Annotated in this window: 28 protein-coding genes and 2 tRNA genes; 20 read left to right on the top strand and 10 right to left on the bottom strand. The window is 67.9% G+C overall.

What is annotated here, in order from left to right:
* Positions 1 to 29: 29 nt before the first annotated feature.
* Both E7T09_RS10910 and E7T09_RS10905 read right to left on the bottom strand, forming a co-directional pair.
* Complete coding sequence (locus E7T09_RS10910; RefSeq protein WP_168734806.1) at positions 30 to 647, bottom strand: TetR/AcrR family transcriptional regulator; 618 nt, start codon at positions 645 to 647, stop codon at positions 30 to 32.
* A gap of 197 nt (positions 648 to 844) precedes the next feature.
* Complete coding sequence (locus E7T09_RS10905) at positions 845 to 1,840, bottom strand: phosphotransferase family protein (protein ID WP_136389211.1); 996 nt, start codon at positions 1,838 to 1,840, stop codon at positions 845 to 847.
* On the opposite strand from E7T09_RS10905, the gene xpt reads away from it, so the two are divergent.
* Complete coding sequence (xpt, locus tag E7T09_RS10900; protein ID WP_136389210.1) at positions 1,839 to 2,420, top strand: xanthine phosphoribosyltransferase; 582 nt, start codon at positions 1,839 to 1,841, stop codon at positions 2,418 to 2,420. The two genes, E7T09_RS10905 and xpt, sit on opposite strands and share 2 nt — an antisense overlap.
* 115 nt (positions 2,421 to 2,535) lie before the next feature.
* Entirely contained in the window at positions 2,536 to 4,098 is a 1,563-nt protein-coding gene (locus tag E7T09_RS10895; RefSeq protein ID WP_136389209.1) for an acyl-CoA carboxylase subunit beta, read from the top strand.
* Between the two features lie 48 nt (positions 4,099 to 4,146).
* On the opposite strand, the gene E7T09_RS10890 is transcribed toward E7T09_RS10895, so the two are convergent.
* The 3 genes from E7T09_RS10890 to E7T09_RS10880 form a co-directional block, all read right to left on the bottom strand.
* Positions 4,147 to 4,236, bottom strand: a tRNA-Ser gene (locus E7T09_RS10890).
* Positions 4,237 to 4,238: 2 nt separating this feature from the next.
* Positions 4,239 to 4,314, bottom strand: a tRNA-His gene (locus E7T09_RS10885).
* Between the two features lie 109 nt (positions 4,315 to 4,423).
* Positions 4,424 to 5,605: a cytochrome P450 gene (locus E7T09_RS10880; protein ID WP_168734805.1), complete on the bottom strand. Its 1,182-nt coding sequence runs from the start codon at positions 5,603 to 5,605 to the stop codon at positions 4,424 to 4,426.
* A gap of 133 nt (positions 5,606 to 5,738) precedes the next feature.
* Here E7T09_RS10880 and E7T09_RS10875 point away from each other — a divergent pair, with 133 nt between their 5' ends.
* Positions 5,739 to 6,170: a MarR family winged helix-turn-helix transcriptional regulator gene (locus E7T09_RS10875; RefSeq protein WP_168734804.1), complete on the top strand. Its 432-nt coding sequence runs from the start codon at positions 5,739 to 5,741 to the stop codon at positions 6,168 to 6,170.
* The gene (locus E7T09_RS10870) at positions 6,167 to 7,414 is read left to right on the top strand and encodes a cytochrome P450 (RefSeq protein WP_136389206.1); all 1,248 of its coding nucleotides are present in this window, start codon (positions 6,167 to 6,169) and stop codon (positions 7,412 to 7,414) included. Before E7T09_RS10875 ends, E7T09_RS10870 begins: the two co-directional genes overlap by 4 nt.
* Positions 7,415 to 7,502: 88 nt before the next feature.
* Here the strand turns inward: E7T09_RS10870 and E7T09_RS10865 are convergent, their stop codons facing one another.
* Positions 7,503 to 8,198 carry a CAP domain-containing protein gene (locus E7T09_RS10865; protein WP_240741747.1) on the bottom strand — a complete coding sequence of 232 codons (696 nt, stop codon included), beginning with the start codon at positions 8,196 to 8,198 and terminating at the stop codon, positions 7,503 to 7,505.
* A gap of 720 nt (positions 8,199 to 8,918) precedes the next feature.
* On the opposite strand from E7T09_RS10865, the gene E7T09_RS22450 reads away from it, so the two are divergent.
* From E7T09_RS22450 to E7T09_RS10850, 4 genes are all read left to right on the top strand, one after another.
* A complete protein-coding gene (locus tag E7T09_RS22450) occupies positions 8,919 to 9,053 on the top strand; it encodes a hypothetical protein (protein WP_255578427.1) in 135 nt (44 codons plus the stop codon).
* 163 nt (positions 9,054 to 9,216) lie between these two features.
* The gene (locus E7T09_RS10860; protein ID WP_136389204.1) at positions 9,217 to 9,414 is read left to right on the top strand and encodes a hypothetical protein; all 198 of its coding nucleotides are present in this window, start codon (positions 9,217 to 9,219) and stop codon (positions 9,412 to 9,414) included.
* 37 nt (positions 9,415 to 9,451) lie between these two features.
* Positions 9,452 to 10,297 carry an IS5 family transposase gene (locus tag E7T09_RS10855; RefSeq protein WP_136389203.1) on the top strand — a complete coding sequence of 282 codons (846 nt, stop codon included), beginning with the start codon at positions 9,452 to 9,454 and terminating at the stop codon, positions 10,295 to 10,297.
* A gap of 16 nt (positions 10,298 to 10,313) precedes the next feature.
* Complete coding sequence (locus tag E7T09_RS10850; RefSeq protein ID WP_136389202.1) at positions 10,314 to 10,652, top strand: hypothetical protein; 339 nt, start codon at positions 10,314 to 10,316, stop codon at positions 10,650 to 10,652.
* A 323-nt stretch (positions 10,653 to 10,975) separates the two neighbouring features.
* Here the strand turns inward: E7T09_RS10850 and E7T09_RS10845 are convergent, their stop codons facing one another.
* Positions 10,976 to 11,989 carry a GNAT family N-acetyltransferase gene (locus E7T09_RS10845; RefSeq protein WP_136389201.1) on the bottom strand — a complete coding sequence of 338 codons (1,014 nt, stop codon included), beginning with the start codon at positions 11,987 to 11,989 and terminating at the stop codon, positions 10,976 to 10,978.
* Positions 11,990 to 12,060: 71 nt separating this feature from the next.
* Here E7T09_RS10845 and E7T09_RS10840 point away from each other — a divergent pair, with 71 nt between their 5' ends.
* The 6 genes from E7T09_RS10840 (at position 12,061) to E7T09_RS10815 (ending at position 16,973) form a co-directional block, all read left to right on the top strand.
* Entirely contained in the window at positions 12,061 to 12,609 is a 549-nt protein-coding gene (locus E7T09_RS10840; RefSeq protein WP_370293904.1) for a DUF99 family protein, read from the top strand.
* A gap of 119 nt (positions 12,610 to 12,728) precedes the next feature.
* On the top strand, positions 12,729 to 13,169 hold the full coding sequence (locus E7T09_RS10835; protein WP_136389199.1) for a MarR family winged helix-turn-helix transcriptional regulator: 441 nt from the start codon (positions 12,729 to 12,731) through the stop codon (positions 13,167 to 13,169).
* The gene (locus tag E7T09_RS10830; protein WP_136389198.1) at positions 13,166 to 14,143 is read left to right on the top strand and encodes a VOC family protein; all 978 of its coding nucleotides are present in this window, start codon (positions 13,166 to 13,168) and stop codon (positions 14,141 to 14,143) included. The genes E7T09_RS10835 and E7T09_RS10830 overlap by 4 nt, the downstream gene beginning before the upstream one ends.
* Positions 14,144 to 14,160: 17 nt before the next feature.
* Positions 14,161 to 15,123 carry a ring-cleaving dioxygenase gene (locus E7T09_RS10825; RefSeq protein WP_136389197.1) on the top strand — a complete coding sequence of 321 codons (963 nt, stop codon included), beginning with the start codon at positions 14,161 to 14,163 and terminating at the stop codon, positions 15,121 to 15,123.
* 23 nt (positions 15,124 to 15,146) lie between these two features.
* Complete coding sequence (locus E7T09_RS10820; protein WP_136389196.1) at positions 15,147 to 15,767, top strand: alpha/beta hydrolase; 621 nt, start codon at positions 15,147 to 15,149, stop codon at positions 15,765 to 15,767.
* An 84-nt stretch (positions 15,768 to 15,851) separates the two neighbouring features.
* Positions 15,852 to 16,973: a DUF4384 domain-containing protein gene (locus E7T09_RS10815; RefSeq protein ID WP_136389195.1), complete on the top strand. Its 1,122-nt coding sequence runs from the start codon at positions 15,852 to 15,854 to the stop codon at positions 16,971 to 16,973.
* A gap of 52 nt (positions 16,974 to 17,025) precedes the next feature.
* Here the strand turns inward: E7T09_RS10815 and E7T09_RS10810 are convergent, their stop codons facing one another.
* From E7T09_RS10810 to E7T09_RS10800, 3 genes are all read right to left on the bottom strand, one after another.
* A complete protein-coding gene (locus E7T09_RS10810; RefSeq protein WP_136389194.1) occupies positions 17,026 to 18,750 on the bottom strand; it encodes a M3 family oligoendopeptidase in 1,725 nt (574 codons plus the stop codon).
* A 44-nt stretch (positions 18,751 to 18,794) separates the two neighbouring features.
* Positions 18,795 to 19,652, bottom strand: a complete 858-nt coding sequence (locus E7T09_RS10805; protein WP_136389193.1) for a stage 0 sporulation family protein — start codon at positions 19,650 to 19,652, stop codon at positions 18,795 to 18,797.
* A 113-nt stretch (positions 19,653 to 19,765) separates the two neighbouring features.
* A complete protein-coding gene (locus tag E7T09_RS10800; RefSeq protein WP_136389192.1) occupies positions 19,766 to 20,143 on the bottom strand; it encodes a RidA family protein in 378 nt (125 codons plus the stop codon).
* A gap of 353 nt (positions 20,144 to 20,496) precedes the next feature.
* Here E7T09_RS10800 and E7T09_RS10795 point away from each other — a divergent pair, with 353 nt between their 5' ends.
* The 6 genes from E7T09_RS10795 to E7T09_RS10770 are packed head-to-tail and all read left to right on the top strand — an operon-like array spanning position 20,497 to position 25,075.
* Positions 20,497 to 20,814 carry a V-type ATPase subunit subunit G family protein gene (locus E7T09_RS10795; protein ID WP_136389191.1) on the top strand — a complete coding sequence of 106 codons (318 nt, stop codon included), beginning with the start codon at positions 20,497 to 20,499 and terminating at the stop codon, positions 20,812 to 20,814.
* On the top strand, positions 20,811 to 22,835 hold the full coding sequence (locus tag E7T09_RS10790) for a V-type ATP synthase subunit I (protein WP_240741746.1): 2,025 nt from the start codon (positions 20,811 to 20,813) through the stop codon (positions 22,833 to 22,835). The genes E7T09_RS10795 and E7T09_RS10790 overlap by 4 nt, the downstream gene beginning before the upstream one ends.
* A gap of 22 nt (positions 22,836 to 22,857) precedes the next feature.
* Positions 22,858 to 23,178, top strand: coding sequence for a V-type ATP synthase subunit K (locus E7T09_RS10785; protein WP_136389190.1), 321 nt, complete (start codon positions 22,858 to 22,860; stop codon positions 23,176 to 23,178).
* 13 nt (positions 23,179 to 23,191) lie between these two features.
* The gene (locus E7T09_RS10780) at positions 23,192 to 23,764 is read left to right on the top strand and encodes a V-type ATP synthase subunit E (RefSeq protein WP_136389189.1); all 573 of its coding nucleotides are present in this window, start codon (positions 23,192 to 23,194) and stop codon (positions 23,762 to 23,764) included.
* 11 nt (positions 23,765 to 23,775) lie between these two features.
* Entirely contained in the window at positions 23,776 to 24,756 is a 981-nt protein-coding gene (locus tag E7T09_RS10775) for a V-type ATPase subunit (RefSeq protein ID WP_136389188.1), read from the top strand.
* A complete protein-coding gene (locus E7T09_RS10770) occupies positions 24,749 to 25,075 on the top strand; it encodes a V-type ATP synthase subunit F (protein WP_136389187.1) in 327 nt (108 codons plus the stop codon). Before E7T09_RS10775 ends, E7T09_RS10770 begins: the two co-directional genes overlap by 8 nt.
* The last annotated feature ends 16 nt before the right edge of the window (positions 25,076 to 25,091 follow it).

The raw sequence follows: 25,091 nt of genomic DNA, 5'->3' as shown, positions 1-25,091 counted from the left end.
GTCTGGGCGATGATGTGCCGACCTCGGCCTTACCCCTCCGGCACGCTGTGGTGCGCGGCCCGCTCGTCCAGCGTGGTCATCCAGCGCTCGATGGCCGCCAGGAGCGAGGTGTGTCCCTCGTCGATGCCCGACAGCCGCTGGTGGATGACGCCCGTGTTCATGGTGACGATCAGCGTGATCCAGTCCTCGGCCGAGAACGGGCCGGTGTCGAGCCGGTAGCAGCCGACGGCCTGCGAGACGGCCGTTCGCATGGCGTCCCGCCAAACCGTGTGGACGAGCAGCACCCGCGGCTGGTACTCCGGGCGGTTCCAGGCCAGGGCCTGCAGTTCCCACCAGATCTTCTGATAGGGCCGGTCCTCGTCCAGGTACCGCATGGCCTCCCGCCACTTCTCGATGAACGGGATCGGCGCGGCGTACATGGCCCGCTGCCGTTCCGTGAGGCGCTGGGTGAAGCGTTCCAGCACCCGCAGGAACAGTTCCTCCATCGAGCCGAAGTAGTAGTGGACGAGTCCATGGTTGACTCCAGCCTCCTCGGCCAGCGTCCGGGTGGTGATCGAGGCGTAGCCCACCTGGATCAGCAGCCGTTCGGCGGCGTCGAGCAGGCGCTGCTCCGTCTCGCCCCGAGGGCTGGCCCGGCTGGCTCTCACGCGCCTCGCCGCTGACCGCAGACAGATGATCGGCGGCGGTTCAATGGGCCGGAGCGGGGATCGTTCCCCTCCGGTGCTGCCCTCTGGTGTTCGATCCCATCAGCGTTCACGGGCACCTCCGGTTTTGGTCACCTGTCTTAGTCAAGTGTATAATTCTGACATCATGTCGTCAAGTGGTCAGTCGGTCATAGTGCTGGTCAACGCTCCAGATACGCCTTCCACTCCGGGAACAGCGGCGCCACCCGCAGCAGCTGCATCAGCGCGGTGCCGGGGCGGGTGTACCACAGGTCGGCCTCGTCCTGCCCCGGCTCACGGGTCAGACGGCGGATGGCATCGTCCAGCAGGTACGCGAGCAGGCGCAGGATGGCCCCGTCGCCCAGCGCTCCGGGCGCGGCTTCGGTATACCCGCGCAGCAGCTCCGGCGCGGCGAGCGGCCCGGCATAGCACAGGTCGATGACCGGGTCGCCCCACGCGGCGTCGCCCCAGTCGATCAGGGCCGTGACCGCGCCCTGCGGCGTGACCATCAGGTTGCCGGCGTGCAGGTCATTGTGCAGGAACACCGGAGCCGGGGGCGGCGCGTCGTGCAGGAGCTGGCGCACGGTCTCCACCGCCCACTGCGCGTCCTGCTGTCCCAGCCGCCGCGTGTCGGTCACGCGGGCCAGGGTGCGCTCCGGCACCGCGCCCTGGGCGGTGTCCAGCCAGCCGTTCGGATCGTCCACGGCGCTCACGCCCGCGTGCAGGTGCGCGAGTTCCTGCCCTGCCTCCCGCCACGCGCGGTTCAGGCGTGGATCGCCCGGCCGCCACCCGCAGCTGTCCAGGCTCTGCCCCGTTGCCCAGGCGTAGACCGTCACCGGCGCGTCCACGATGTCCCGGTCGTTGTCGAATACCAACAGTTCCGGCGTCCGCACCCCGGCACGAACGGCCGCCGGGACAGCCACGCTCTCCGTCAGGGTGTCCTCGGCGTCGCCGGGGCGGGGCACCCGCAGCGCCACGGCCTGCCCACGCCAGAGGGTGCGGTACACGCGGTTCACGATGCCCACGCTGGGCAGCCGGACCAGCGGCCCCGACAGCGCGTACTTGTGGGCGAAGGCCGACAGTTCCGTGGGGGTCAGATCCGGCAGGTCGGGCACCCGCGCAGTCTGCCGCAGCGGCCCGGCCCGCGCGCGCCATGAGACGGGTACACTCGCGGCCATGGAATCTCTCGTGCAGGCAATCCGGGAGCAGGGCGTGATCCTTCCCGGCGGTTTTCTCAAGGTGGACGGCCTGGTCAACCACCAGCTGCTGCCCCGCCTGACCCGTGAAATGGGCGTGCGGTTCGCGGAACTGTTCGCGCCGCTGCGGCCCAACAAGGTGCTGACCATCGAGGTGAGCGGCATCGCGCCCGCCATCGCCACGGCCATGGAACTCGACGTGCCCATGGTGTACGCCCGCAAGAAGAAACCCCTGACCATGAAGGAACCCGCCTACACGGCGTCCTCGGTGAGCCGCACCAAGGGCGGGAACGTCGACCTGTTCATCAGCAGCGAATTCCTGGGGCAAGGCGACCGGGTGGTCGTCATCGACGATTTCCTCGCGTCGGGCGGCACGCTGCGCGCCCTGACCGGCATGATCGAACTCAGCGGCGCGACCCTGCTGGGGCTGGGCTGCGTGGTCGAGAAGCAGTTCGAGCAGGGCCGCGAGCACCTCGCCGACCTGGAGGTGCCCATCCACACGCTGGCGAACATCGTCCGCATGAGCGAGCAGGACGGCATCGTGGTCGAGATCGGGAGGTAGGCGGCGGGGGCGTTCCCACCCGCCCGACGATCCACCGAGGCCGCAGGTGACGGCAGGGCAGGCCCGCCCGTCCGGGAGCGCCGCGCCCTAACACCCGTTTGGGTACAGTGACAGCATGACCCAACCCGCCGTGGAATTGCAGGAACTGATCGCCGCCATGGAGCAACGCCGCGCCAAGGTCGAGGCCGGCGGCGGCCCGGAGCGGGCTCAGAAGCAGCACGAGGGCGGCAAACTGACCGCCCGCGAGCGGATCGAGTACCTGCTCGACCCTGGCTCGTTCCTGGAGACCAGCACCTTCGTGCAGCACGCCCGCAACCGCCTGATGGACGGCGTGGAAGCCCCCGGCGAGGGGGTGGTCACCGGCAGCGGCACCATCGGGGGGCGGCAGGTGTTCGTGTTCTCCCAGGACTTCACGGTTCTGGGCGGCAGCCTGGGCAAACGCCACGCGGCGAAGGTGACGAAGATCATGGACCTCGCCGCCAAGACCGGCTGCCCCGTCATCGGCCTGAACGACAGCGCCGGGGCGCGCATCCAGGAGGGCGTGGACTCCCTGTCCGGCTACGGCGAGATCTTCTACCGCAACGCCATCTACTCCGGCGCGGTGCCGCAGATCAGCGCCATCCTGGGACCGTGCGCGGGCGGCGCGGTGTACAGCCCCGCCCTCACGGACTTCATCCTGATGAGCCGGGGCAGCAGCTACATGTTCATCACCGGCCCCGAAGTCATCAAGAGCGTCACGCGCGAGGACGTGACCTTCGACACGCTGGGCGGCGCCGACGTGCATACCCGCAAGTCCGGCGTGGCCCACCTCGCCTACGACGGCGACGAGGCCGTGCTCGACGGTATCCGGCACCTGCTCACGTACCTGCCGCAGAACGCCCGCGAGCAGCCCCCGGTGCGTGAGAACCGCGATCCGGCCACGCGCCGCACCGAGAAACTGCTCGACCTCGTCACGCCGGATCAACGCCGGCCCTACGCCATGCACGACGTTATCCACGAACTGGTGGACAGCGCCGAATTCCTCGAAATCCAGCCGGACTGGGCCAAGAACATCATTGTGGGCTTCGCGCACCTGGACGGCAGCCCGGTCGGCATTGTCGCCAACAACCCTAAGGTCATGGCGGGCACTCTGAACATCGACGCCTCCGACAAGGCCGCGCGCTTTATCCGCACCTGCGACTGCTACAACATCCCGATCCTGACGCTGGTCGACGTGACCGGCTTCCTGCCCGGCACGCAGCAGGAGTACGGCGGGATCATCCGTCACGGCGCGAAGATGCTCTACGCCTACGCCGAGGCCACCGTGCCGAAGGTCACGCTGATCACCCGCAAAAGCTATGGCGGCGCGTACCTCGCCATGAACAGCAAGGACATGGGCGCCGACGTGGTGTACGCGTGGCCGACCGCCGCCGTGGCCGTCATGGGCGCCGAGGGCGCGGCGAATATCGTGTACCGCAAGGAGATCAAGGACTCCGAGAATCCGGCCGCCACCCGCGCCGAGCTGGTCGCCAAGTACAAGGAGACCTTCGACAACCCGTACATCGCCGCGGCGAAGGGCTACATCGACGACGTGATTCCCATGGAAACCACGCGCCATCGCCTGATCCAGACCTTCACCATGCTGAGGGACAAGCAGGAGCAGCGGCCATACAAGAAGCACGGGAACATCCCGCTGTGAGCAGCCCAGGAGAATGCCCGGCAGCCATCGGACTGCCGGGCGGTGCATTGGCGAAGGGAGCAGGATTCGAACCTGCGGGGGCGTACACCCCTCCCGCCTAGCAAGCGGGTGCAATCAGCCGGACTCTGCCATCCCTCCGGTGGGGTGATCGGCGGGACTTGAACCCGCTGCCTTCCGAATCACACTCGGACGCTCTGCCGGAGGAGCTACGAACACCAGCAGGCAGTGTCGCAGCGTCTGGATCTGAACGCATGCGGCTCATGGCGTAGGCGCGATGGCCGATCTGCGCCAGACGTATGCCGCGTCAGGACTAAGGTGTGGAACTTCATTCCATCCACAATTCCCCCAATCCCCGGAACATGCTGCTCGGCCGCCTCGTAAAGCCTTTCAGCTCCATCTGTGGAAAGGCCGTCAACAGCTCCTCGAAGGCCACCCTGGCTTCCAGCTTCGCCAGTGGAGCGCCCAGGCAGAAGTGCAGGCCGCGCCCGAAGGACAGGTGCCGGTTGGGGCTGCGGATGATGTCGAAGCGGTCAGGGTCCGGGAACACGGCCGGATCGCGGTTGGCCGCCCCGATCACGGCGCTGACCTGCTCGCCTTTCTTCACGTGCTGGCCGCCGATCTCGATGTCTTCCAGGGCGGCGCGGAACAGGGCGCGCTGCACGGGCGGGTCGTAGCGCAGCATCTCCTCGATGGCGGTAGGAAGCAGCGCTGGCTGGGCGCGCAGGCGGGCCAGTTCGGCGGGGTGGTTCAGCAGCGCCAGCAGGCCGTTGCCGATCAGGTTCACGGTCGTCTCGTGCCCGGCGATGACCAGCAGCAGGCAGTTCGAGACGAGTTCGCCGGGCTTTAATGCCCCCAGTTCCTCCTCGGCGCGGACGAGGTGGCTGATCAGGTCGTCCTGCGGGGCGGCGCGGCGGGTCTCGACCAGCTCGGCAAAGTAGCCGCCCAGGGCCATGATGCTCTGCTGTGCCTTCTCGGCCGATTCTGGCGTGGCGGTGGCGAAGTCGCTGCCGTCGATGAAGTCGCCGGACCACTGGCGGAAGAGGTCGCGGTCGGCTTCCGGGACGCCCAGCAGTTCCGCGATCACGATGACGGGGAGGGGCATGGCGTAGTTCCGCATGGCCTCGAACGGCTGGCCGGGCGTCACGCGGGAGAGCAGGGTGCGGGCAATGCTGCGGATGTGCGCTTCCTGCTCCTCGATCACGCGGGGCGTGAAGGCGTGGGCGACCAGCTGCCGCATGCGGGTGTGATCCGGCGGATCGCGGTCGAGCATGTTGCCCGGCATGACCTCCTCGCCCGCGTCGCGGACTTTGGTGACGTCCTTGGTCAGGCGCTGATCCTTGAGCGCCTGTTCCACGTCACCGTAGCGGGTCAGCATCCACATGCCGCCGGTGCCGCGCGGGTGCGGTTGCCAGAACGCGCCGGGCTGGGCGCGCAGGTCGGCGTACATGGGGTACGGATCGGCGAGGATATCCGGCGCGAACAAGCCGGCGCTGCGGGGTGCGGTCATGAGTCCTCCTGGGTGTCCAGTGTAGGTGGCGGGGCGGGGCGCTTCGCGGCCAGCAGCTTCCTCACCTTCACTGTTGCATACTGCAACTGTGCCCACTAGCGAGGCCCCACTACCTTCGATCCCTGATTTACGCGTGCAGCCGCTGCGCTTCCTGACGGCGTACTGGAGCGTGTGGCAGGGCCTGTCCGGCCGGGCGAACAGCGAACTGGGCCGGCATGGACTCGATCTGCGCGCCTTCATCGCGCTGAGTTACGTGCAGGGCAGTCCGACGTCGCCCGGCGAACTGGCCCGCGTGCTGGACGTGCCCAAGTACGAGGTGACGCGCATCCTCGACCGGCTCACCGGACTAGGGGCCATCACCCGCCAGAGCCACCCCGGGAATGCCCGGTTCCGCCGCCTGGAGGTCACCCCGTCCGGGCAGACGCTGTGGGAAACGTCCCTGCATGCGGTCAGCACCCTCGTCGGCCCTGCTCTGGACGCCCTTGGATCGGGACTGGAACCCCTCACCGTCAGCCTGGAACACCTCGCCACCCTCACCGACATGCCCCCGGAGGAGATCCCATGACCAGCGCCATTCCCGAAGGTTCCGACCCGCACGGCCAGACCCGAACCGGTCAGGGCAAGTGCCCCTTTCCGCATGCTCAGGCGTCCCTAACGCGTAAGCCCGATCTGACGGCGCAGCCGGGCGGGCCGGTCGAACTGGACGGGCGCGGCATCTACCGCGTGAACGACTTCCAGGTGGCCCGCGAGGTGCTGCGCTCCGAGGACACGGCCCAGGCGGGCTTCGGCGCAGATATGGTCACGCAGCTGAGTGCCCTGAAGCACCAGCCGGTGCTCTACACCGAGGGCCAGGAGCACCATGACATGCGGCGGGACACGGCCCGCTACTTCACGCCGACCGCCGTGGCCGCGTACCACCCGTTCATCGCGGGCCTCGCCGACCGGCTGGTGGGCGACCTGGTCCGCCAGGGCGAGGGGAACCTCGACGACCTGAGCCTGACCATGGCCGTGCAGGTGGCCGCCCAGGTCGTCGGTCTGACCGACTCGCTGCTGCCGGGCCTGCAACGCCGCGTCATGGCATTCGTCGAGGGCGAGGGGGACAGTGAACCCGGTACGGAGAACACCCAGACCCTCGCCGCGCGGCTCCACCAGCTGGTGGACGTGCCGATGTTCTACGCGCTGGACGTGAAACCCGCCATTCAGGCCCGCCGCAAGCAGCGCCGCGACGACCTGATCAGCCACCTGCTCGACAAGGACTACAGCGACCTGGAAATCCTGACCGAGTGCCTCACCTACGGCACAGCAGGCATGGTCACCACCCGCGAGTTCATCTCGGTCGCCGCGTGGCACCTGCTCCAGCGCCCGGAACTGCGGGCCGACTACGTGCACGGTACGGAACCTGAGCGGCACGCCATCCTGCACGAGATCCTGCGGCTCGAACCCGTCGTGAACACCCTGTACCGCCGCGCCCAGACGGACATGCAGATCGGCGGCCAGCTCATCCCACAGGGCAGCGTGCTTGCGTTGAACGTCCCGAACACCAACGCCGACCCGACCATGGCCGGTGAGGACGCCGCGCAGCTGTGTCCGGGCCGCTCCCTGCCGCGCGGCGTGCAGGCGCCGGTGCTGTCGTTCGGCGATGGCCACCACCGCTGCCCCGGCGCGTTCCTGGCGATCCGCGAGAGCGATGTGCTGCTGCGCCGCCTGCTGATCTGGAACGACCTGCGGGTCGTGACGCCGCCCACTGTGACGTACAACGAAGTCATCAAGGGCTACGAACTGCGGAACTTCCGCATCGCGCTGGGGTAGGAGGGAGTGGGGCTGGGATTGTTCAGCCAACCTGGGGAACCGAATGGGGCGGCCCTGTGCTCAGCGTGGCCACTCCATCCGTTGCGGTTCAGCGCGTGCCGAAGTCCTGCACCCAGTAGTGGCCGTAGCTGCCACCCTGGGCGTAACCCACGCCGAGTTCCTTCAGGGCGGGGTTCATGATGTTCGCGCAGTGCCCGGCGCTGGTCAGCCAGCCCGCAACCACGCTCTCCGGAGTGCTCTGACCGGCGGCGATATTCTCCGCGATGCGTGTCCAGGTGTACCCGGCGGCTGTGATGCGCTGGTCGAAGGTGCGCCCATCCTGGCTGGTGTGCGAGAAGTAGTTTCGGGTGGCCATGTCGGTCGCGTGCCCCTGCGCCGCTTGTTCCAGCGCGGTGTTGTATGTCAGGGCCGTGGTCGCCGCGTAACTGGTCGTGCCGCAGGTGCGGGCCTGGGCACGGGCGGCGTTCGTCAGGTCGAGGACGCGCTGCGCGAAGGTGCCGCCGGGCGCGGTGCCCGTGGGTGGAAGAGTGGTTGAAGTCGCCTGCACGACCACCGGGAACTCGATGTAGGCGCTGATGTTCGAGGCGAGTGCGGCGCGCACGGTGGCGCTGCCGGTGGCTTTCGCGGTCACCAGTCCCGTCTGCGTTACCGGGGCAACGCTGCCGTTGGTGGTCGTCCACTTCAGCTGGCCGGGTTGTGCGGGGCGCCCGCTGATAGTCACGTTGAACTGCCGGGTCTGGCCCACGCTCAAGGTGGTGGGTGTCGCCGTGGTCAGTCCGGTCATGCTGGCGAGGCTAGCGTCGGAGGTGGGTACTGTGGTTGATGGCTGTCCGCAGGCGGCGAGAGTCAACGCCAGGATCGGGACGAGAAGGAGCAGGGAGGATTTCATCACCAGTCAGGAGATCAGACTGAGATGTGCCCGACCGCTGTCTGGAAGTCTCATGTCTCATCTACGCTCAATGCAGTTGGGGACGGCAAAGATGTCCAGGTGTGAAGTTTGTCGTATTAAGCCATTTTCATTTTTATCATGTGGCACTGCCAGCGCTGTTCTTCGGCCACACTTCCGGACCTGGCCTTGCGGGGGATCGAACCGATCCGCTGAACCTCGTCCTACGGCGCTATTCACCTGGGATGCCAAGGTCTCTCTAGCGCCGCCCTGGGGCAGATTCCTCCGACTGGGATCACTCGGCCTGGATGAGACCTGTCAGCTTGGGTGAGTGATCTCGTAGAAGATCGCCAACTGCTGACGTCAACGCTCATCACAACATTCTTACGGCTCGCGATCACCCTGCGGGAATAAAACTGGAACCACTGTGATGAGAGTGAATTGATGTCGTCCAGCACGCCGTCTAGAGACCTGGAGTGCTCTGCGATATGGGCAGGCCGTGGAAATGGGGGGGTAGGGTGGAACCCCCGCTTTCTGATCCGTTCCTAAACCCTGACTGGGCGCCAGTTAAAGGGGGGTATCATCCACCCACTGCTGGCGGCCTTCACACTTGATGGTATGAACGTTCCCCGCTCCCCCCTGACCCTGAAGGCCCCCGCGCCCCGGCTGGCGCTGCAGCCCCTCAACGGTCGCACTCAGGCCACACGCCCCCGTCAGGGCAACGCGTGCAGCCACCTGAGCTGGGCTGGCTGAGCGCAGAACCGCGTCGCTGACGAAGGGGCCGCTGCTGGGCGGCCTCTTTTTGCTCTTGTGCCCGTCATGGCGGCGCTGGTGTCACAGGCCTGTCACGGAAAGCGAGTTGGGGGGGTCTAAGGCTTGTAAGACTTTAGAAAGAGTTCCTTCTTCATGCTGAGGTATGACCAGCGTGGAGTATGGCCGACATGTCCGCCGCGTTCTGGAATGGGATGAAGTTGAAATCGAGCTGGAGGATCTGACGCCGCGTATCCCGGTGGATCTCACGCACGGTTCGGTGTTCCTTGTCGACGAGGAAGAGCCGACCACGCCGGCGCCCTCCCTGCTGACTTCGGTCGCCCGCCTGCTCGGCCGTCGCTAGGGCGTGTGCTCACGGTTGCTCGATAACCTGACAGGCTTTGAGTGCTCTCCATCGCCATGATCTGACAAACGACCAATGGGCTGCCCTGCAACCGCATCTCCCTGCCGCACGTGGTATCGGTGGTCGTCCCCGTCTCGACGAGCGAACCTTCGTCAACGCCATCCTGTGGCTCCTCCGTACGGGTGCGCCCTGGCGGGATCTCCCGCCTTGCTTCGGCAACTGGAGCTCCGTCGCTACGCGCTTCTACCGCTGGGGCCACCAAGCCGTGTGGACGCGCGTCCTCGCACAGCTTCAGCAACTTGCTGACGGGCAAGGTGACATTGACTGGAACAAGCAGTACATCGACTCCACCGTCGTCCGAGCCCATCAACATGCCGCAGGGGCACAAGGAGGTCAACAGCATGAAGCGCTCGGCCGCTCCCGAGGTGGGTTCAGCACCAAACTACACCTCAAGTGCGAGGGGCAGGGGAAACCGCTCGCTCTTCACCTCACTGGTGGTGAGCGCCACGACATGGTCGGCTTTCGCCCACTGCTCGACGGGGGGAAGGTGAAACGTTACGGTCCTGGGCGACCCAAGCAACGCCCGAAGCAATTGGTGGGCGACCGCGGGTACAGCAATGGTGTCGCTCGTCAAGAGCTGACTCGTCGAGGCATTCGCGCTGTGATCCCACCTAAGCGGAATCATCGCCGCCCCCAAGCGTACGACCATCGGATGTACCGTGAGCGGAATCAAATTGAGCGGGCGATCGCTCGGCTCAAGCGCTACCGCCGAGTAGCGACGCGATATGACAAACGGCAGCTCCATTATTTGACTTGGCTGACCATTGCGGTGGTATTGGCGTGGCTGCCAACTGAAGCGGCCGAATCAGGAATCGCGCACTGACAGGCACAATACGGGCATGAAGCCTTCTCCTGACCCCCTTCCCATTGTTTTACAAGCTCGCAATGACAAGCCGCACGACGTGACGTTGGTGCTGGAGCCGTGGGGGGAAGAGGTCGTGCTCCTGAGCGGTGTGACGGTCACCGTGACGGTTCACGGTGTGCGTGCACAAGAGGTTGAATTCGTTTGGGGCGAGCAGGACGTGACGCTCTTCGCGGCGCCAGGCAGCACGGTTGAGGTAGCAGATGAGCAAGGGTTACAGGTGCTTGAGTTAGATCTACCTGTTCCGGGCCTTCCGGAAGGAATGTCGACGCGTGCGTTCGTGAGTCAGGTACTCACAGGCGAGGACCAGACTTGACCCTGGCCCATGAGAACACGCCCTAGTTATATTGAGACTGGCAGGCTCGGCGCGGTCGGGCTTGGTGAGTGCGGTGAATCCGCCGCGGATTGGACAGACCGTCGTTGCGACTGCGATAGGGGTGCCTTGGATGAACCCGACCCGCACAGTGTTGCGGTGTAGGTCGGTATGGGGTCAGGCCAGGTTAGTGAGCGCTTCGCATCCTTTCGATTCCGACCGGCATGAAAAAACCCCGCTCTTGTTGCGGGGTACCCGCCGACTTCACCCGGTCGGATTCGATTGTTGGGTATGCTTAGTGTACGGTGGACACGAGATCATCTGCTTCATGAAAGCTTGAGCTGCCACTCTGTGAACGTCGCCCAGGGCTCGAAGCCCATGGCCTCGTTGATGCCGAGCATGGCCTCGTTGACCGTGGCGTTGTTGGTGCGGACGAAGCGGGCTTCCGGACACTGCCTCCGGACATGCTCGATCATGGCCGCCTTCACCCATTTGCCCAGGCCCAGGCCACGTGCCATGGGACGCACGCCGGTCGCCCCCTGGTGCAGCAGGGCGGCCCGCTCCGGCTGCCAGAACATCTCCGTAAAGCTGTCGATCTGTCCGCTGCGCGTGTCCTCGACCGCCATCAGGAAGCGCACCTCGCCGGCCTCCTCCAGCATGGCGTCCCACGCCCGGATCATGTCGGTGGTGATCGTCCAGTCCTCCATCTCCAGGTCGCCGCGCGGTGCGGTGTTCATAACCATCATCATGTCCGCCATGCGCTCCAAGTACTCGTCCGGGATGGTGCGCCAGACGTGCAGGCGGTACGGGTCACCGTCCGGCCGAGTCTGCCAGCGGGCCAGCAGGTCAGCGTCCACGGTGCTCAGGTCAAGCTGGCTCTGCCGGTTGGGGAGCGCAGCCTCGGCCCCCAGGTGCTCGGCGAACGCCTCACCCGCCGGCGAGCGGCTGGACGTGCCCGCCATGACCACGCGGCGGCCCTCGCGGTCGGCGACCTCGCGCAGCGCGGCCCACAGGCGGGTGCCGAGCCCCTGACGGCGCCTGGTGGGGTGCACCACGATGCGCGCGTGGGCGGAGTGGGTGTTCTGCTTGAGGTCGTACCCCAGCTTGGCCCAGCCGACGGCCCGGTCTCCGTCCCAGACCACGAAGTGATCCATCTGCTCGTCCGGGTTCAGCTGGGCCAGGCTGATCGCCTCTTTCTCGGGCAGCGGCGGCGGATCGCCGGGGTAGGCGAAGACGAAGGCATCGCGCAGCAACCGGCCGACCGCGAGTCGCTGTTCCTGCGGGGCGCTGCGGGGGTCGAAGGCCGTGGCCTTCAGTTCGTTACGGGACAGTGCGGTCATGGCCGCAGTGTGACTCCGGATGGTCAGAAGTGCATGGGCCAACTGGCGGATAGCCTGCACGGGTGAACGGGGTGCATGCCATCGGCTTCGACGACGCTCCTTTCGGCCGTGCCTGGCGGGGCGACGTCCGCGTGTTCGGCGCGGTCTACGCGGGTCGGACGCTGCACGGCGTGGTGTCCGGACGGGTGCGGCGCGACGGCCGCAACAGCACGGCCGAACTGGCCCGGCTGACCGTCCTGGCGGGCGAGCAGGTGCGGCTGATCCTCCTTCAGGGCATCGCGCTGGCGGGCTTCAACGTGGTGGAGATCGCGGCGCTGTACGAGGCCACGGGCTGCCCGATACTGGTCGTGGCCCGCCGGCCGCCGAATCTGGAGGCGGTGCGGATAGCGCTCCTGGCGCATGTGCCCGGCGGGGCGCGCAAGTGGCGGCTGGTGCAGGCGGCCGGGGAGATGGAGTCCTGCGCGGGCGTGTGGGTGCAGCGCGCCGGGTTGACGCCCACGCAGGCGGAAGAAGCGCTGGCCGCCCTGACGGTCACGGGCCGCATTCCCGAGCCGCTGCGGGCCGCGCATCTGATCGCAGGGGGCGTTACGCGGGGCTCGAGCCGGGGCCAGCGGGTCTGAGCGTGTGTGGGACGTTGGTTCTGCAACCAGTTCCATTCCCCCACTTGAATTTGCTTTGCAAAGCAAGTATATTCTGGTCATCGCCGGGAAGGAGCACGCAACCCGGCCAGGAGCGCCCGATGCTGAACCTCACTCCCACCGAAAAGCAGGCCTGGCGCGGCTTCCTGCACGCGCACGACACCCTCTGGAAGGGCCTGGACAGCGAACTCGCTCGGGACGACCTGAACCTTCCGGCGTACGAGCTGCTCACCACCCTGCAGGAGGCGGGGCTGAGCGGCATGCGGATGACCGAACTGGCCCGCACGCTGCGCTTCTCCGGGGGCGGCCTGACCCGACTGGCCGACAAGGTGCAGCGTCTGGGTCTGATCGGCCGCCGCCGCTGCCCCGAAGACGGCCGTGGCTGGGAGGTCTACCTGACCTCCATCGGCGAGGAGAAACTGCGCCGTATCCACGCCCGTCACCTGCGCGAGGTGCGCCGCCGGTTTCTCGACAAGCTCTCCCCGCAGGAGACCGAACTGCTCGCCGGTCTCTGGACGCGCTTTCAGGAGGACACCCCATGACCACCCTGCCGACTCGATGGCCCGCTCCGCTGGGCGGGCTTCACCACGTCAGCGCCCTGAGCGCCGACATCGCCGCGAACCACGACTTCTACACGCGCTCTCTGGGCCTGCGGCTGGTCAAGAAGACCGTCAACCAGGACTCGCCCGGCATGTACCACCTGTTCTACGCCGACGGCGTGGGCAGTCCCGGCACCGACATGACCTTCTTCGACTTTCCCCGCGCGGCCCGCGAGCACCGGGGTGTGGACGCGATCACCCGCACGACCTTCCGCGTGACGGGCGCACCGGCCCTGAGCGCGTGGGCGGCCCGCCTGGACGACCTGGGCGTACCCCATGGGGAGATCCACGTCCGGGACGGCCGCCTGCACCTCGACCTGGAGGACGTGGACGGCACCCGCCTGTCGCTGATCGACGACGGGGGAGAGGGGCCGCGCGGCGAGCCGAACCCGCACACCGACGTGCCCGACGACGATCAGATTCAGGGCCTCGGCTACAGCGCCTTCACGGTCGCGGATCTGGGCCCCACGCACGACCTCCTGACGCGCGGCCTGAATCTCGAAGAAGCGCGCGTGTACGCTCTGGACGGGCACCCGACCCACGTGTACGGAATGGCGGACGGTGGCCCCCACGCGGAACTGCACGTGACCGTCCGGAACGACCTGCCGCGCGCGAAACCCGGTGCCGGCGGTGTCCACCACGTCGCCCTGCGCGTCCACGACCAGGAGGACATGGCCCGCTGGCTGCTGCACCTGGCGGATCAGGGCTTCGGCAACAGCGGTCTGGTCGACCGGCACTACTTCCGCAGCATCTACATCAAGGACGGCAACGGCCTGGTCATCGAACTCGCCACGGATGGCCCCGGCTTCACCACCGACGAATCCGTGGATGACCTGGGCGTGCGGCTGGCCCTGCCGCCTTTCCTCGAAGCGCGCCGCGCGACCATCGAAGCCCACCTGCGCCCCCTCACCGTCTGACCCTCCCAGGAGACACCATGACCCTCAACCTCACCGGGTTCCACCACCTGACCGCCGTCTCCGGGAACATCCGCGAGAACAAACGCTTCTACACCCAGGATCTGGGCATGCGCCTCGTCAAGCGCAGCGTGAACCAGGACGACGTCAGCGCCTACCACCTGTTCTACGCCGACAACGTCGGGCATCCCGGCACGGACATCACCTTCTTCGACTGGAACGTGCCCCGCGAACGGCGCGGGAACAACACCGTGACCCGCACCGGCCTGCGCGTCAGGGACGACGCGAGTCTCGCGTACTGGCAGGGCCGCCTGGGCGACCTGAACGTGGCGCATGGCGAGATCGTGGAGCGCGACGGCCGCCATGTGCTGGACTTCGAGGATCGCGAGGGCCAGCGCCTGATGCTCGTCACGGACGGCGGCGCGGGCGATCCGCCGACCCCCTGGCCAGGCAGTCCCGTGCCTGCCGAGCACCAGATCCGGGGCCTGGGGGCAATCACCCTGACCGTACCGAACCTGCGCAATACCGATGTGGTGCTCCAGAAGGTCATGAACCTACGTCCCGTGCGCGAGTACCCCGATCCCGAGAGCCCCGCGCACACCGTGCACGTGTACGAGATGGGCGCCGGCGGCGGCCCGCACGCGGAACTGCACGTGGCCGTGCGGCCAGACCTTTCCCCCGCCACGCCCGGCGCGGGCGGCGTGCACCACGTCGCCTTCCGCACCCCGAACGAGGACGAGTACCACGCCTGGACCGAGCACTTCCGGCATTTCGGCCTCCAGACGAGCGGCGAGGTGGACCGCTACTGGTTTCGCAGCCTGTACTTCCGGGAGCCCAACGGCATCCTGTACGAGATCGCCACCGACGGCCCCGGCTTCGGCGTGGACGAGGACATGGCCACCCTGGGCGACAAGATCGTCCTGGCCCCCTTTCTGGAAGCCCGCCGCGAGCAGATCGTGGCGAACCTCAAGCCGATCGACTGAAGTTTCTACCCCCTGGAGCGCACATGACAGACCTCAACTGGATTCATCATCTGGAACGCGGCACGGGCGACCTGACCCTGCTGCTGCTGCACGGCACGGGCGGGAACGAGCATCAGCTCCTGGACTTCGGACGGCAGGTCGCACCGACCGCGACCCTGCTGGGCGTGCAGGGCCGATCGCTGGAGGAGGGCTCACCGCGCTTCTTCCGGCGCTTCACCGCCACGGCCTACGACCAGCCCCACCTGCTGTCCGAGGGGGCGGCGCTCGCGCACTTCGTCGCCCAGGCCGCGCAGGCATACGGCCTGGACGCGACGAAGGTCGTGGCCCTGGGCTACAGCAACGGGGCGAACATCGCCCTGGCGAGCCTCGCCTGGCATCCAGACGCCTGGGCGGGGGCGGTGCTGCTGCGCCCCGTGATGCCCATGGACGAGCCGCCGGGAACGCCCCTGAACGGCCTCCCCGTGCTCGTGACCAGCGGCGCCCGCGATTCGTACCAGCCCTTCGCCGCGCCCGTCGTGCCGTATCTGACATCCGTCGGCGCGAACGTCGAGGAGCACCTGCTGGCCGCCGGACATGAACTCACCGCGCAGGATGCCGACCTCACCGCCGCGTGGCTGCGCGGCCTGACGCTGCCGTCCGCCTGATCCACCCGCCAGCACCCCCGGATTCTGAGTGCGCCGTCAGACCCCATCAGCGGGCCGTCAATTGCTGTCTCCACACTGCACCCCATGAAGACCACCGCCACCGCCCTGCTGGCCCTGACCGCGTTCTCCGCCCTCTCGACCGCTGGAGCGCAGGCGAGGATCAGCGCTCAGAGCATCATCGTCAACCCCAGTGCGCCTGACCTGAACGTATCGGTGCGGGTCGACCGGGACGCCACCGGGAGCCAGAACCCCGCGTACCGCATCGGAGACGGCATCATCATCCGCGCCAGCGTGAACCGCGACGCCTACGTGTACCTGTTCAACCTCGACCCGAGCGGCGCGGTCGATCAGATCCTCCCGAACCGGCTGGGCGGCGACAACTTCGTGAAGGCCGGCACCACCCGCGCCTTCCCCGCTCCCGGTGACGGCTTCACGTACACCGTGGACGGCCCGGCTGGGCAGAGCAAGGTGCTCGCGCTGGCCAGCGTCAGCCCGCTGAACCTGGGCGAGCTCAGTGCCTTCAAGACCCAGCAGGACAGCTTTGCGACCGTGAACGCCAGCACGCAGGCCGGGCTGGCCCAGGCCCTGAGCATCGTCGTGAACCCCCTGCCGCAGAATTCGTGGGTCAGTGACACCGCGTTCTACACGGTCGCGGCCGTGAACCCCGTCACGACCGGCAGCCTGTTCGTCGGCACGAACGTCAGCGCCACCGTCCTGCTGAACGGGCAGCCGCTGGGGGGCAGCAACGCCACCTACGGCAACCTGCGCTCCGGCACGTACCCGGTGCGGGTGCAGGCGCGCGGCTACCGCGACTACGCGGGCAGCGTCACCATCCGCTCCGGCGCCGTCACCACCCTGAACGTGGATCTGGTGCCGCAGTTCCGCGCGCCCGTCCCCATGCCCCGGCCCGTGCCGACCCCGCCCGTCACGCCCTCCGGCACCGGTGGCACGGTGCTGGACTTCCTCGGGAACCTGCTCGGCGCGGTGACCGGCCTACCCATGCAGGATCCGGCCCGCAGCGCCTACGACCAGAAGCTGGGCGACCTTGAGGGCCAGGGCTACGCCATCCAGCAGAGTGTCTCGACGGCCAGCGGCTTCCAGGGCGTGCTCGTGAAGGGAGCCAGCAGCGTGACCGTCACGGTCGACCGGGGAGCCGACCGGACGGTTCGCGTGAACGTCAGCGAGACGACCACCTACCAGTACTGAGCGCTAGCACACCGGCGGCCCCCGTGAGCTGAGGCCGCCGGTGGCTGTGCGGTCAGGTCGCCGCGTCCGGCAGGAGCTGCCCGGTCAGGAAGGTCATCAGGCCCCGGATGTACTCCCGGTCGAAGCGGAACTCCACCCCGGCCGCCCGGTACAGCTCCGGCACGCTGGCCGCGCTGCCCAGCCGCAGGGCGGCTTTGTACCCGTCCAGGGCCGCGGCTTCATCCGCCTGCGCGGCCCGCCACACGCCCACGGCCGCCAGATAACACATGGCGTACTCGATGTAATAAAACGGCACCTGGAAGATGTGGTAATACTGCCAGCCCTTCGCGCGCACCCGCTCGTCCAGGCCGTCCCAGTTCACGAAGCCGTGGTAGACCCGGTCGAGTTCCAGCCACTTTGCGTCCAGGGCCGCGATGTCCACGCCCTGCGGCGCGTCGTGGTACAGCCAGTGCTGGAAGGCGTCCATCTGAGCCGCCCACGGCAGGAAGGCCACCACACCCTGAAGCTGCGAGGTGCGGTACCGGGCCAGCGCTTCTGTCGGGAACACGCCGCCCAGATGGTCGAGCGTCAGGAACTCCATGGCCATGCTCGGAATCTCCACGAATTCCGTGGGACTCCAGCGGTTCCACAACAGCGGCTGGCTCTCGCCGCTGTAAAAACCGTGGAAGGCGTGTCCGACCTCGTGGAACAGCACGCGCACGTCCTCGGCGCTGCCCACCACGTTCATCAGCACGAAGGGCTCGTTGCGGGTCGGGAAGTACTGACAGTAGGCGTGCGTCATCTTGCCCGGCCGGGATTCCAGATCCAGCAGACCGTGCCCCCGCATGTACGCGAAGCGCCCGGCCAGATCTCCGTCCAGCTTCGTGAAGACGTCGGCGGCCAGATCCTCCAGCTCCTCCGCCCCGCTGAACGGGATCAGGGGCGCGCGGCCCTCCGGATCCAGCAGGGTATTGCGGTTGTAATCCCAGGGGCGCACCGTGTCCAGCTCCAGCTGAGCGGCCACCTGCTCCACCAGCCCAGCCAGCACCGGCACCACCTCGACCTGCACGGCCTCGTGGAAAGCGCGGCAGTCGGTCGGCGTGTAATCCACCCGGTCGAGCGCCCGCCACTGGTACGCCCTGAAATCCGGCTCGTCCGCGTTGCGTGCCAGCTGTCGTCGCGTGACCAGCAGATCGAGCATCACCTCATCGAGCGCGGCCGAGACCCGCAGGTTGCTGTCTGACAGGGCCCGCCACGCGCTCTCCCGCGCAGCGCGATCCGGACTGTCCAGCCGCTGGCGGGCCTGCGGAATCGTGAGGGCCTCGCCGTCCAGGGTCACCGACTGGTTCCCGGTGATCACCGAATGCCGGTTCTTCTGCTGCTCGTGCATCACGCCCAGCTCCACGTTCGCCTCGCGGAACAGCGCCGCCGCATCCCGGAACCGGCGGTAGGTCAGCGCGAAGTCCGCCGCCGGCGTGTACCCGGGCACGGCCAGCAGTTTTTCCCGCAGGGCCTGATCAGCTCGCTCCGCATTGGGCATCACGTCCGCCAGGAAGGACTGGTACCGCTGCTGCACGTCCGGCTGATCCGTGTGCAGGTCGGCGTGCGTGGAGAGCTTCCCGGCCACCTCGGCCAGTGTGGAGGACAACTCACTCCAACGCGTCAGCCAGCCGGGAACGGCCGGGGCGTCCAGCGGTTCGTCCAGCAGCGCCCGGAAGCCCGGCGCATACGCGCTCCATTGCGACGCGGCGGGCGGCACGGCAAGCTTGTGTTCAACTGCGTCCAGGGTGCCGGTCATGCCCCGGAGTGTACCGGTTCCGGTTCCAGCTCACGCCTGCGCGCTCAGGCGTCTGTGCCCTGCTGGCGGGGGGATTTGCCCCCCCGCTCGCCGCCCGCCTTCTGGCCCTCGTCCGGAGCGCGGCGCAGTTCCGTGGCGACCACGCCCATCAGCATGCCCTGCTCGGTCAGGACATCCACCGTGCCGCTCAGGGGGTGCAGCTTGGTGACCTTCCCGCACGCGCCGCTGCCGTCGTGACAGACCTTCGCGTTCTTGCGCGGCAGGTTCTTCAACAGGTCCACGTACTGCGTGTGCTCGAACTGCAGGCAGCACAACAGCCGCCCACACGGCCCGGACAGCTTCTCCGGATTCAGCGGCAACTGCTGGTCGCGCGCCATGCGGATGCTGACCGGCGCGAAGTCCTGCAGGTGCGTGCTGGAGCAGTTCTCGCGCCCACAGGCCCCCAGCGCGCCCAGCATCTGCGCCTGCTCGCGCGGCCCGATTGCCGCGAAGTTCACGCGTGCCCGCGTCTGCGACCGCACCTCGCCGATCAGGCTGGTCAGTTCGATGCGCTCGTCGGCGCTGTAACTGACGGTCACGAGGCTCTCGTCGAGCGTGAATTCCACGGCCACCAGCTTCACTGGCAGGCTGCGTTCCCGCGCCCGGGCCCGCAGCAGCCACTTCAGATCCTCGCCCGCACGGTGCAGTTCCTCCCAGCGTTCCAGATCGCCCGGAGTCGCGGCCCGCAGCACCGCACCATACCGTTCGGATGGGTGTGGGTCGCTGGCCTCCCCGCGCACGGTCGCCACCTCCGGCCCGCGTTTGCCCTGCACGACGACCTTCGTTCCGACCGCATACGCCTCCTCACTCAGCATGGAGTGAAGGCGTGGGCTGCGCTCGAAGCGGACGGGCAGGACGACCATGGCGCGCAGCATGGCACGCGCCGCGTGGCAGCGTCGAGAGTTGAGGCACAAAAGGCGTACAGGGCCGGGGGCAGGAACTCGACTCAGGCTTCGCCGCGGCTATTGGCTTTCTGTCAGTGCCGCTCGGCCAGCACCTCGATCTCCACCCGCACGTCGCGGGGCAGGCGCGCCACCTGCACGGTGCTGCGGGCCGGGTACGGCGCCTTGAAGTGCGCTCCGTACACGGCGTTCATGGCGGCGAACTCGGCCATGTCGGCCAGGAACACGGTGGTCTTCACGACCCGGTCGAGATCGGTGCCGGCCGCCGCCAGCACGGCCCTGAGGTTGGCGATCACCTGCTCGGTCTGCTCCGTGATGCCGCCCTCCACCAGGTCGCCGGCCGGCGTGAGGGGAATCTGCCCGCTGGTCACCACCAGGTTCCCGAAGGTGATGGCCTGGCTGTACGGGCCGATGGCCGCGGGGGCACTGGGCGTCTCGATGATCTCTTTCATCCCCTGAGCATAGACGCCCGGCCTGCCGGGACGACCACCGTGGCCGAGTGCACCGGGCCGAACCGGCGATCATGTGGCCCTGACCTCACGCCCAGATGAAACGGGATCGGGCCGGATTCGCCGGGGCAGGCCCGCTTCCGCGCGTGGTGGCGCCGGAACAGCGTGCACAGGGACGCTTGCCCCCCGGCTCTATTTCAGGGCTGTGTTACGATGCGGGCTGAGTCTGACGCAATTATTACAAGTAGGTCGGGCCACCGGAAACCCTGTGCAAGACGACCCAGACCTCATCCCCTCAGGATGGGGCTTTTGGAGCGGAGTGCGCGGGGAGTACATCGGGAAAGGAGGAGTGGGTTTTGGACGTCTCAAGTCGAGTCTTAAGTGAACTGGCCAGCCGGGAAGCGGCGCTGGACGCGCAGATCGAAGCGGCTCGCGCGCAGGCAAAGCAGACCGTGGACGCTGCCGAGGCGCAGGCGGCCGGCATTGTGCGGGACGCGGAGGCTCAGGTGAAGGCCCTCCAGGCCGCGCACGAGCAGAAGCTGTCCGCAGAAATGCAGTCGATCCGTGACGCGGCAAGGGCGCAGGCGGGCGAGCAGGCGCAGGCCACGCGAACCCGCGCTGGCGACAAGCTGGGCCAGGCGGTGGAAACCATCATGAGGGCGGTGCTGCCGTGATCAACCCCATGCAGCAGGTGGTCGTCGCCGGCCGTCAGAGTGACAGCCGCGCGGTCATGCAGGCCCTCCAGCAGGTGGGCGTGCTGCACATCATTCCGCTGGAAGCACAGGGCTTCCAGAGCGGCCCCCTGTCCGGGCAGGCCGCCGAGGACCGTCGCGACGCCGAACGTCTGCTGGCCCGCACGGAAAGCACGCTAGGCGAACTCGACGCCTCGCGCGCCCCGCGCGCCGCCCTGCCCGCCGAGGAGCAGTGGAGCGCGCTGGTCGAGCAGGCCGCCGGTCCCGCCGGTGCGCTGGGCGACCGTGAAACCGCGCTGCGCAGCGATCTGGACACCCAGCGCACCTACGCCGACGTGGTGACCGCCCTGGCCCGCGCGGCCGGTGGCGTGGATCGCAGCGCCCGCGTGGCCGTCATTCCCCTGACGGTCGAGCAGCCGGCGGAGTTGCAGGCCGCGCAGGACGCCCTGAAGGCTGAACTCGGTGACCGCTTCGAGATCGGCACCCAGCGCGTGAGCGACCGCCAGACGGCTGTGGTTGTTGCGGTGCTCAAGGCGGACCGTGAGCGGGCCCGCGTGGCGCTCGGCAAGGCCCGCCTGGGTGAACTGAGATTGCCGGGCCGCTTCGAGCGGCTCCCGCTCTCCGAGGTCGCCTCGGCCTTCGAGGCCGTGGCGCGGAACAACCCGCAGGCGCTGGAACAGGTCGCCCGCGAGAAGGCCGCACTGGCCTCGCAGCACGGCGGCGTGCTGACCTCCATCCGCGACGCGCTGGCCGACCGGGTGGGCATCGACGACGCCCGCGCCCAGACGGCCCGCGGCAAGTACGGGTTCGTGCTCCAGGGCTACGTGCCGGAAGACCGCGTGGCCGACATGCAGCGCGCGCTGGAGCCCTACAAGCAGAGCGCCGTGTACGAACTGCACCCCGTCGACGCCCACCACGGCGACGGCGTGCCCGTGCAGCTGAAGAACGGCGCGTACACCGAGAACTTCGAGTTCATGCTGAACATCAGCGATCCCCCGAAGTACGGCACCTTCGATCCGTCATGGGTCGTGGCGTGGTTCTTCCCACTGTTCTTCGGCTTCATCGTCGCGGACATCGGCTTCGGCCTGCTGTTCCTGGTGGCCGCTCTGTGGGGCCTCGCCAAGGCCCGGCGCGGCGAGAGCCTGCCGATCGGCCTGCTGGGTATCACCCTCGATCCCGCGACCCTCAAGCGCGTGGGTGTGGTGCTGCAGACCATGAGCCTGTGGAGCATCCTGTGGGGCTTCCTCACGGGCGAGTTCTTCGGCAACATCCTGGAGAAGCTGCACGTCTTCTACGTCAATCCCGAGCTGATCCACCGCGTCTGGGGCGTCACGCTGGGCGCCGGGGAAGCGCACGAGACGGGCCTCATCCCGATCCTCTTCCCGCGCGTGCTGCCCGAATTCAGCAACACCATCATGCTGATCTGCATCGCCGTGGGCGTGATCTTCATGCTGTGGAGCTGGGGCCTCAAGGCGCAGCTCACGTACAAGCACAAGCACATGCACCACTTCTGGGAAGCGGTGGGCATGCTGGGCGGCCTGATCGGCCTGATCATGCTTGCCTACGTGTCCAAGGCCGGGCAGAACTTCGGGGCGCTCTCGAACTTCGGCAATCCCCTCGTGCTGCTGATGATCGTGGGCTTCATCGTGTTCGTGATCGGCCTGTTCGCCAGCCGCACCCCGCTGATGCTGATCGAGCTGCTCTCCAACGGCGGCAACATCATCTCCTTTACCCGACTGTTCGCGGTCGGCGTGGCCGCCGCGATCCTCGCGAACCTCGCCACCGACGTCGGCTGGGGCCTGGGCGGCGTGCTCCCGATCATCGGGCCGCTGCTGGGCATCATCCTGGGCTTCATCGTCCACCTGTTCCTGTTCGCCCTGACGATCCTGGGTCACGTCATGCAGCCCATCCGACTCGTCTGGGTCGAATACCTCAACCCCACCGGCTTCTACCAGGAAACCGGCACCCGCTACGCTCCCTTTGCCCCCGCGGCACGGAAATAACCCCACCTTTCGGAGGAACCATATGAAGAACACTGCTTTCAACGCCGCCAAGTACCTGCCCGCCCTCGCCCTGATGACCTTCGCCACCTCGGCCTTCGCTCAGGACGCCGCGACCACCGCTGCCACCACCGACTCCACCACCGCGGGCCTCAAGGCCATCGGCGCGGGCCTCGCGCTGGGCCTGGGCGCCGTCGGCACCGGCCTCGCGCAGGGCCCCATCGGCGCCGCCGCCGCGGGCGTCGTGGCCGAGCGTCCCGAGAAGTTCGGTCAGATGGCCATCTGGTTCTTCATCCCGGAAACGCTGGTCATCTTCGGCTTCGTCGGCTTCTTCCTCCTCAAGTAAGGAGGCCAGCGACATGAGCCTAGGGGACATTCTCGAAACCGAAATTCAGGGCGAGATCACGCGCATCCGCGAGGACGCGCAGGCGAAAGCCGCACAGATCGTCGCCCAGGCGCAGGAACGCGCCAGGAGCATGGTCGAGAGCCGCACCCGCGCTCTGGCGACCGATTACGCCGCCGGCCTGACCCGCGCGCGCTCGGCGGCCGACCTGGACGCCAACGCCCAGCGGCTCTCCGCGAGCGACAGCCTGCAGGTGCAGGCCTTCAAGGCCGCCGAGGACTACCTGCACTCGGCCACGACCGCGCCCGAGTACCCGCAGGTGCTCGCCAAGCTGATCAGCGAGGGCCTGGCCGCCCTGCCCAGCGCCGAGGTCATCGAGGCCGCCAGTGCCGAACATGACGCCGTGCGCGCCGCGCTCTCGCAGCTCGGCAAGACCCTGGAACTGCGCGCGAACGAGAGCGTCAAGACCGGCGTGCGTCTGGTCGGCCCCGGCGGCAAATCCAGCGTGCAGAACACCCTGCTGGGCCGCCTGAACGCCAGCCGCGCCGAACTGAGCGCCCAGGTCTCGCGCATGCTCGCGGAAGGCTGAGGGGGAAGCACGTGAACAACCCCTACGGGTACATCAACGGCCGCGTGCGCATGATGCGCACCGCGCTGGTCGAGTCCCGATCCATGGATGAGGCCGCCGGCACCGTGAACTACCAGGAGTTCCTGCGCCAGATCAGCGAAACGCCTCTGCGCGAGGATCTGGGCGATGCCACCGCGCAGGGCGCCGGCCTGGGCCAGCTCGACGAGGCCCTGAGCCGCAACTCCCTGAAGGCCATCCAGCAGCTGCGCTCGATTGCCACCGGGCAACCCGCCCAGGAGATCGAGGCGCTGCTGCTGCGCTACGACCTCCAGAACGTCAAGACGCTGGTGCGCGGCGTGCAGAACGGCCGCAGCGCCGACGACATCGTGGCGGGCCTGCTTCCGGCGGGCACCATTCCCTGGAGCGTCCTGCAAGGGGCGGCCCAGAGTGCGGACGTGCCCAGCCTCGCGCAGACCCTCTCGGTCGCGGGCGGAAAACTGGGCTCCATCCTGCGCGCGGCCGTCAGCGGCGGGGCGAGCACGCTGCTCGACCTGGAAGTCGCGCTGGATCAGGGGTACTACCGCGCGGTGCTGGCGGGCGTGCGCGGCACCAACGTGCGGCGCTACTTCACCCGCGAGATCGACGTGCGCAACATCCTGATCGCGCGGCAGCTGCGCGGCGGCGCGCCCAACGCCCGGTACTTCATTCCGGGCGGGCGGGACGTGACCGAGGCCGATTTCCTGCGGATCGCGGGCGGGGACAACTCCGTGTCCGCGCCGGATCTGCAGGCCGTCACCGAGGCGCCGGATCTGGGCAGTGCCGAGGCGGTCGCCCGCCGCCTGCTGGACGAGGCGAGCCGCAACGTGGCCATGGCCGACGCCCTGGGGCCGGGCGTGGCCCTGGACTTCCTGCGCCGCAAGGAACAGGAGATCGCCCGGCTGAGATTGATCGGCCGCGCGAAGTTCTACGGTCTGAGCAAGGACGAACTGCAAAAGGAGCTGGAAGGTGCGTAAAGTCGTCGTATTGACCGACCACGAGACCGCCACCGGCTTCCGCCTCGCCGGGGCCGAGGTCGTGGCCACCACGCCCGAACAGGCCCAGCAGGCGCTGGAACAGCTGATCACGGACGGCGACTACGGTCTGGTGGCCGTGGACACCAGCCTGATCCCCGATCCGGCGAGCAGCACGGCCCGTCTCATGCGCGGCCGGGAACTGCCGATCCTGCTCCCCATCCCCAGCCTGAAGGACGCCTTCTCGCCCGACACCGTGGACGCCAAGGCGTACATGGGCAAACTCGTGCGCGACACCATCGGCTTCGACATCAAGCTGTAACCGAGGTCAGGGTGTG

The organism is Deinococcus sp. KSM4-11, assembly GCF_004801415.1.
Classification (GTDB): Bacteria; Deinococcota; Deinococci; order Deinococcales; family Deinococcaceae; genus Deinococcus.
This window is presented reverse-complemented; position numbering and strand designations above follow the sequence as displayed.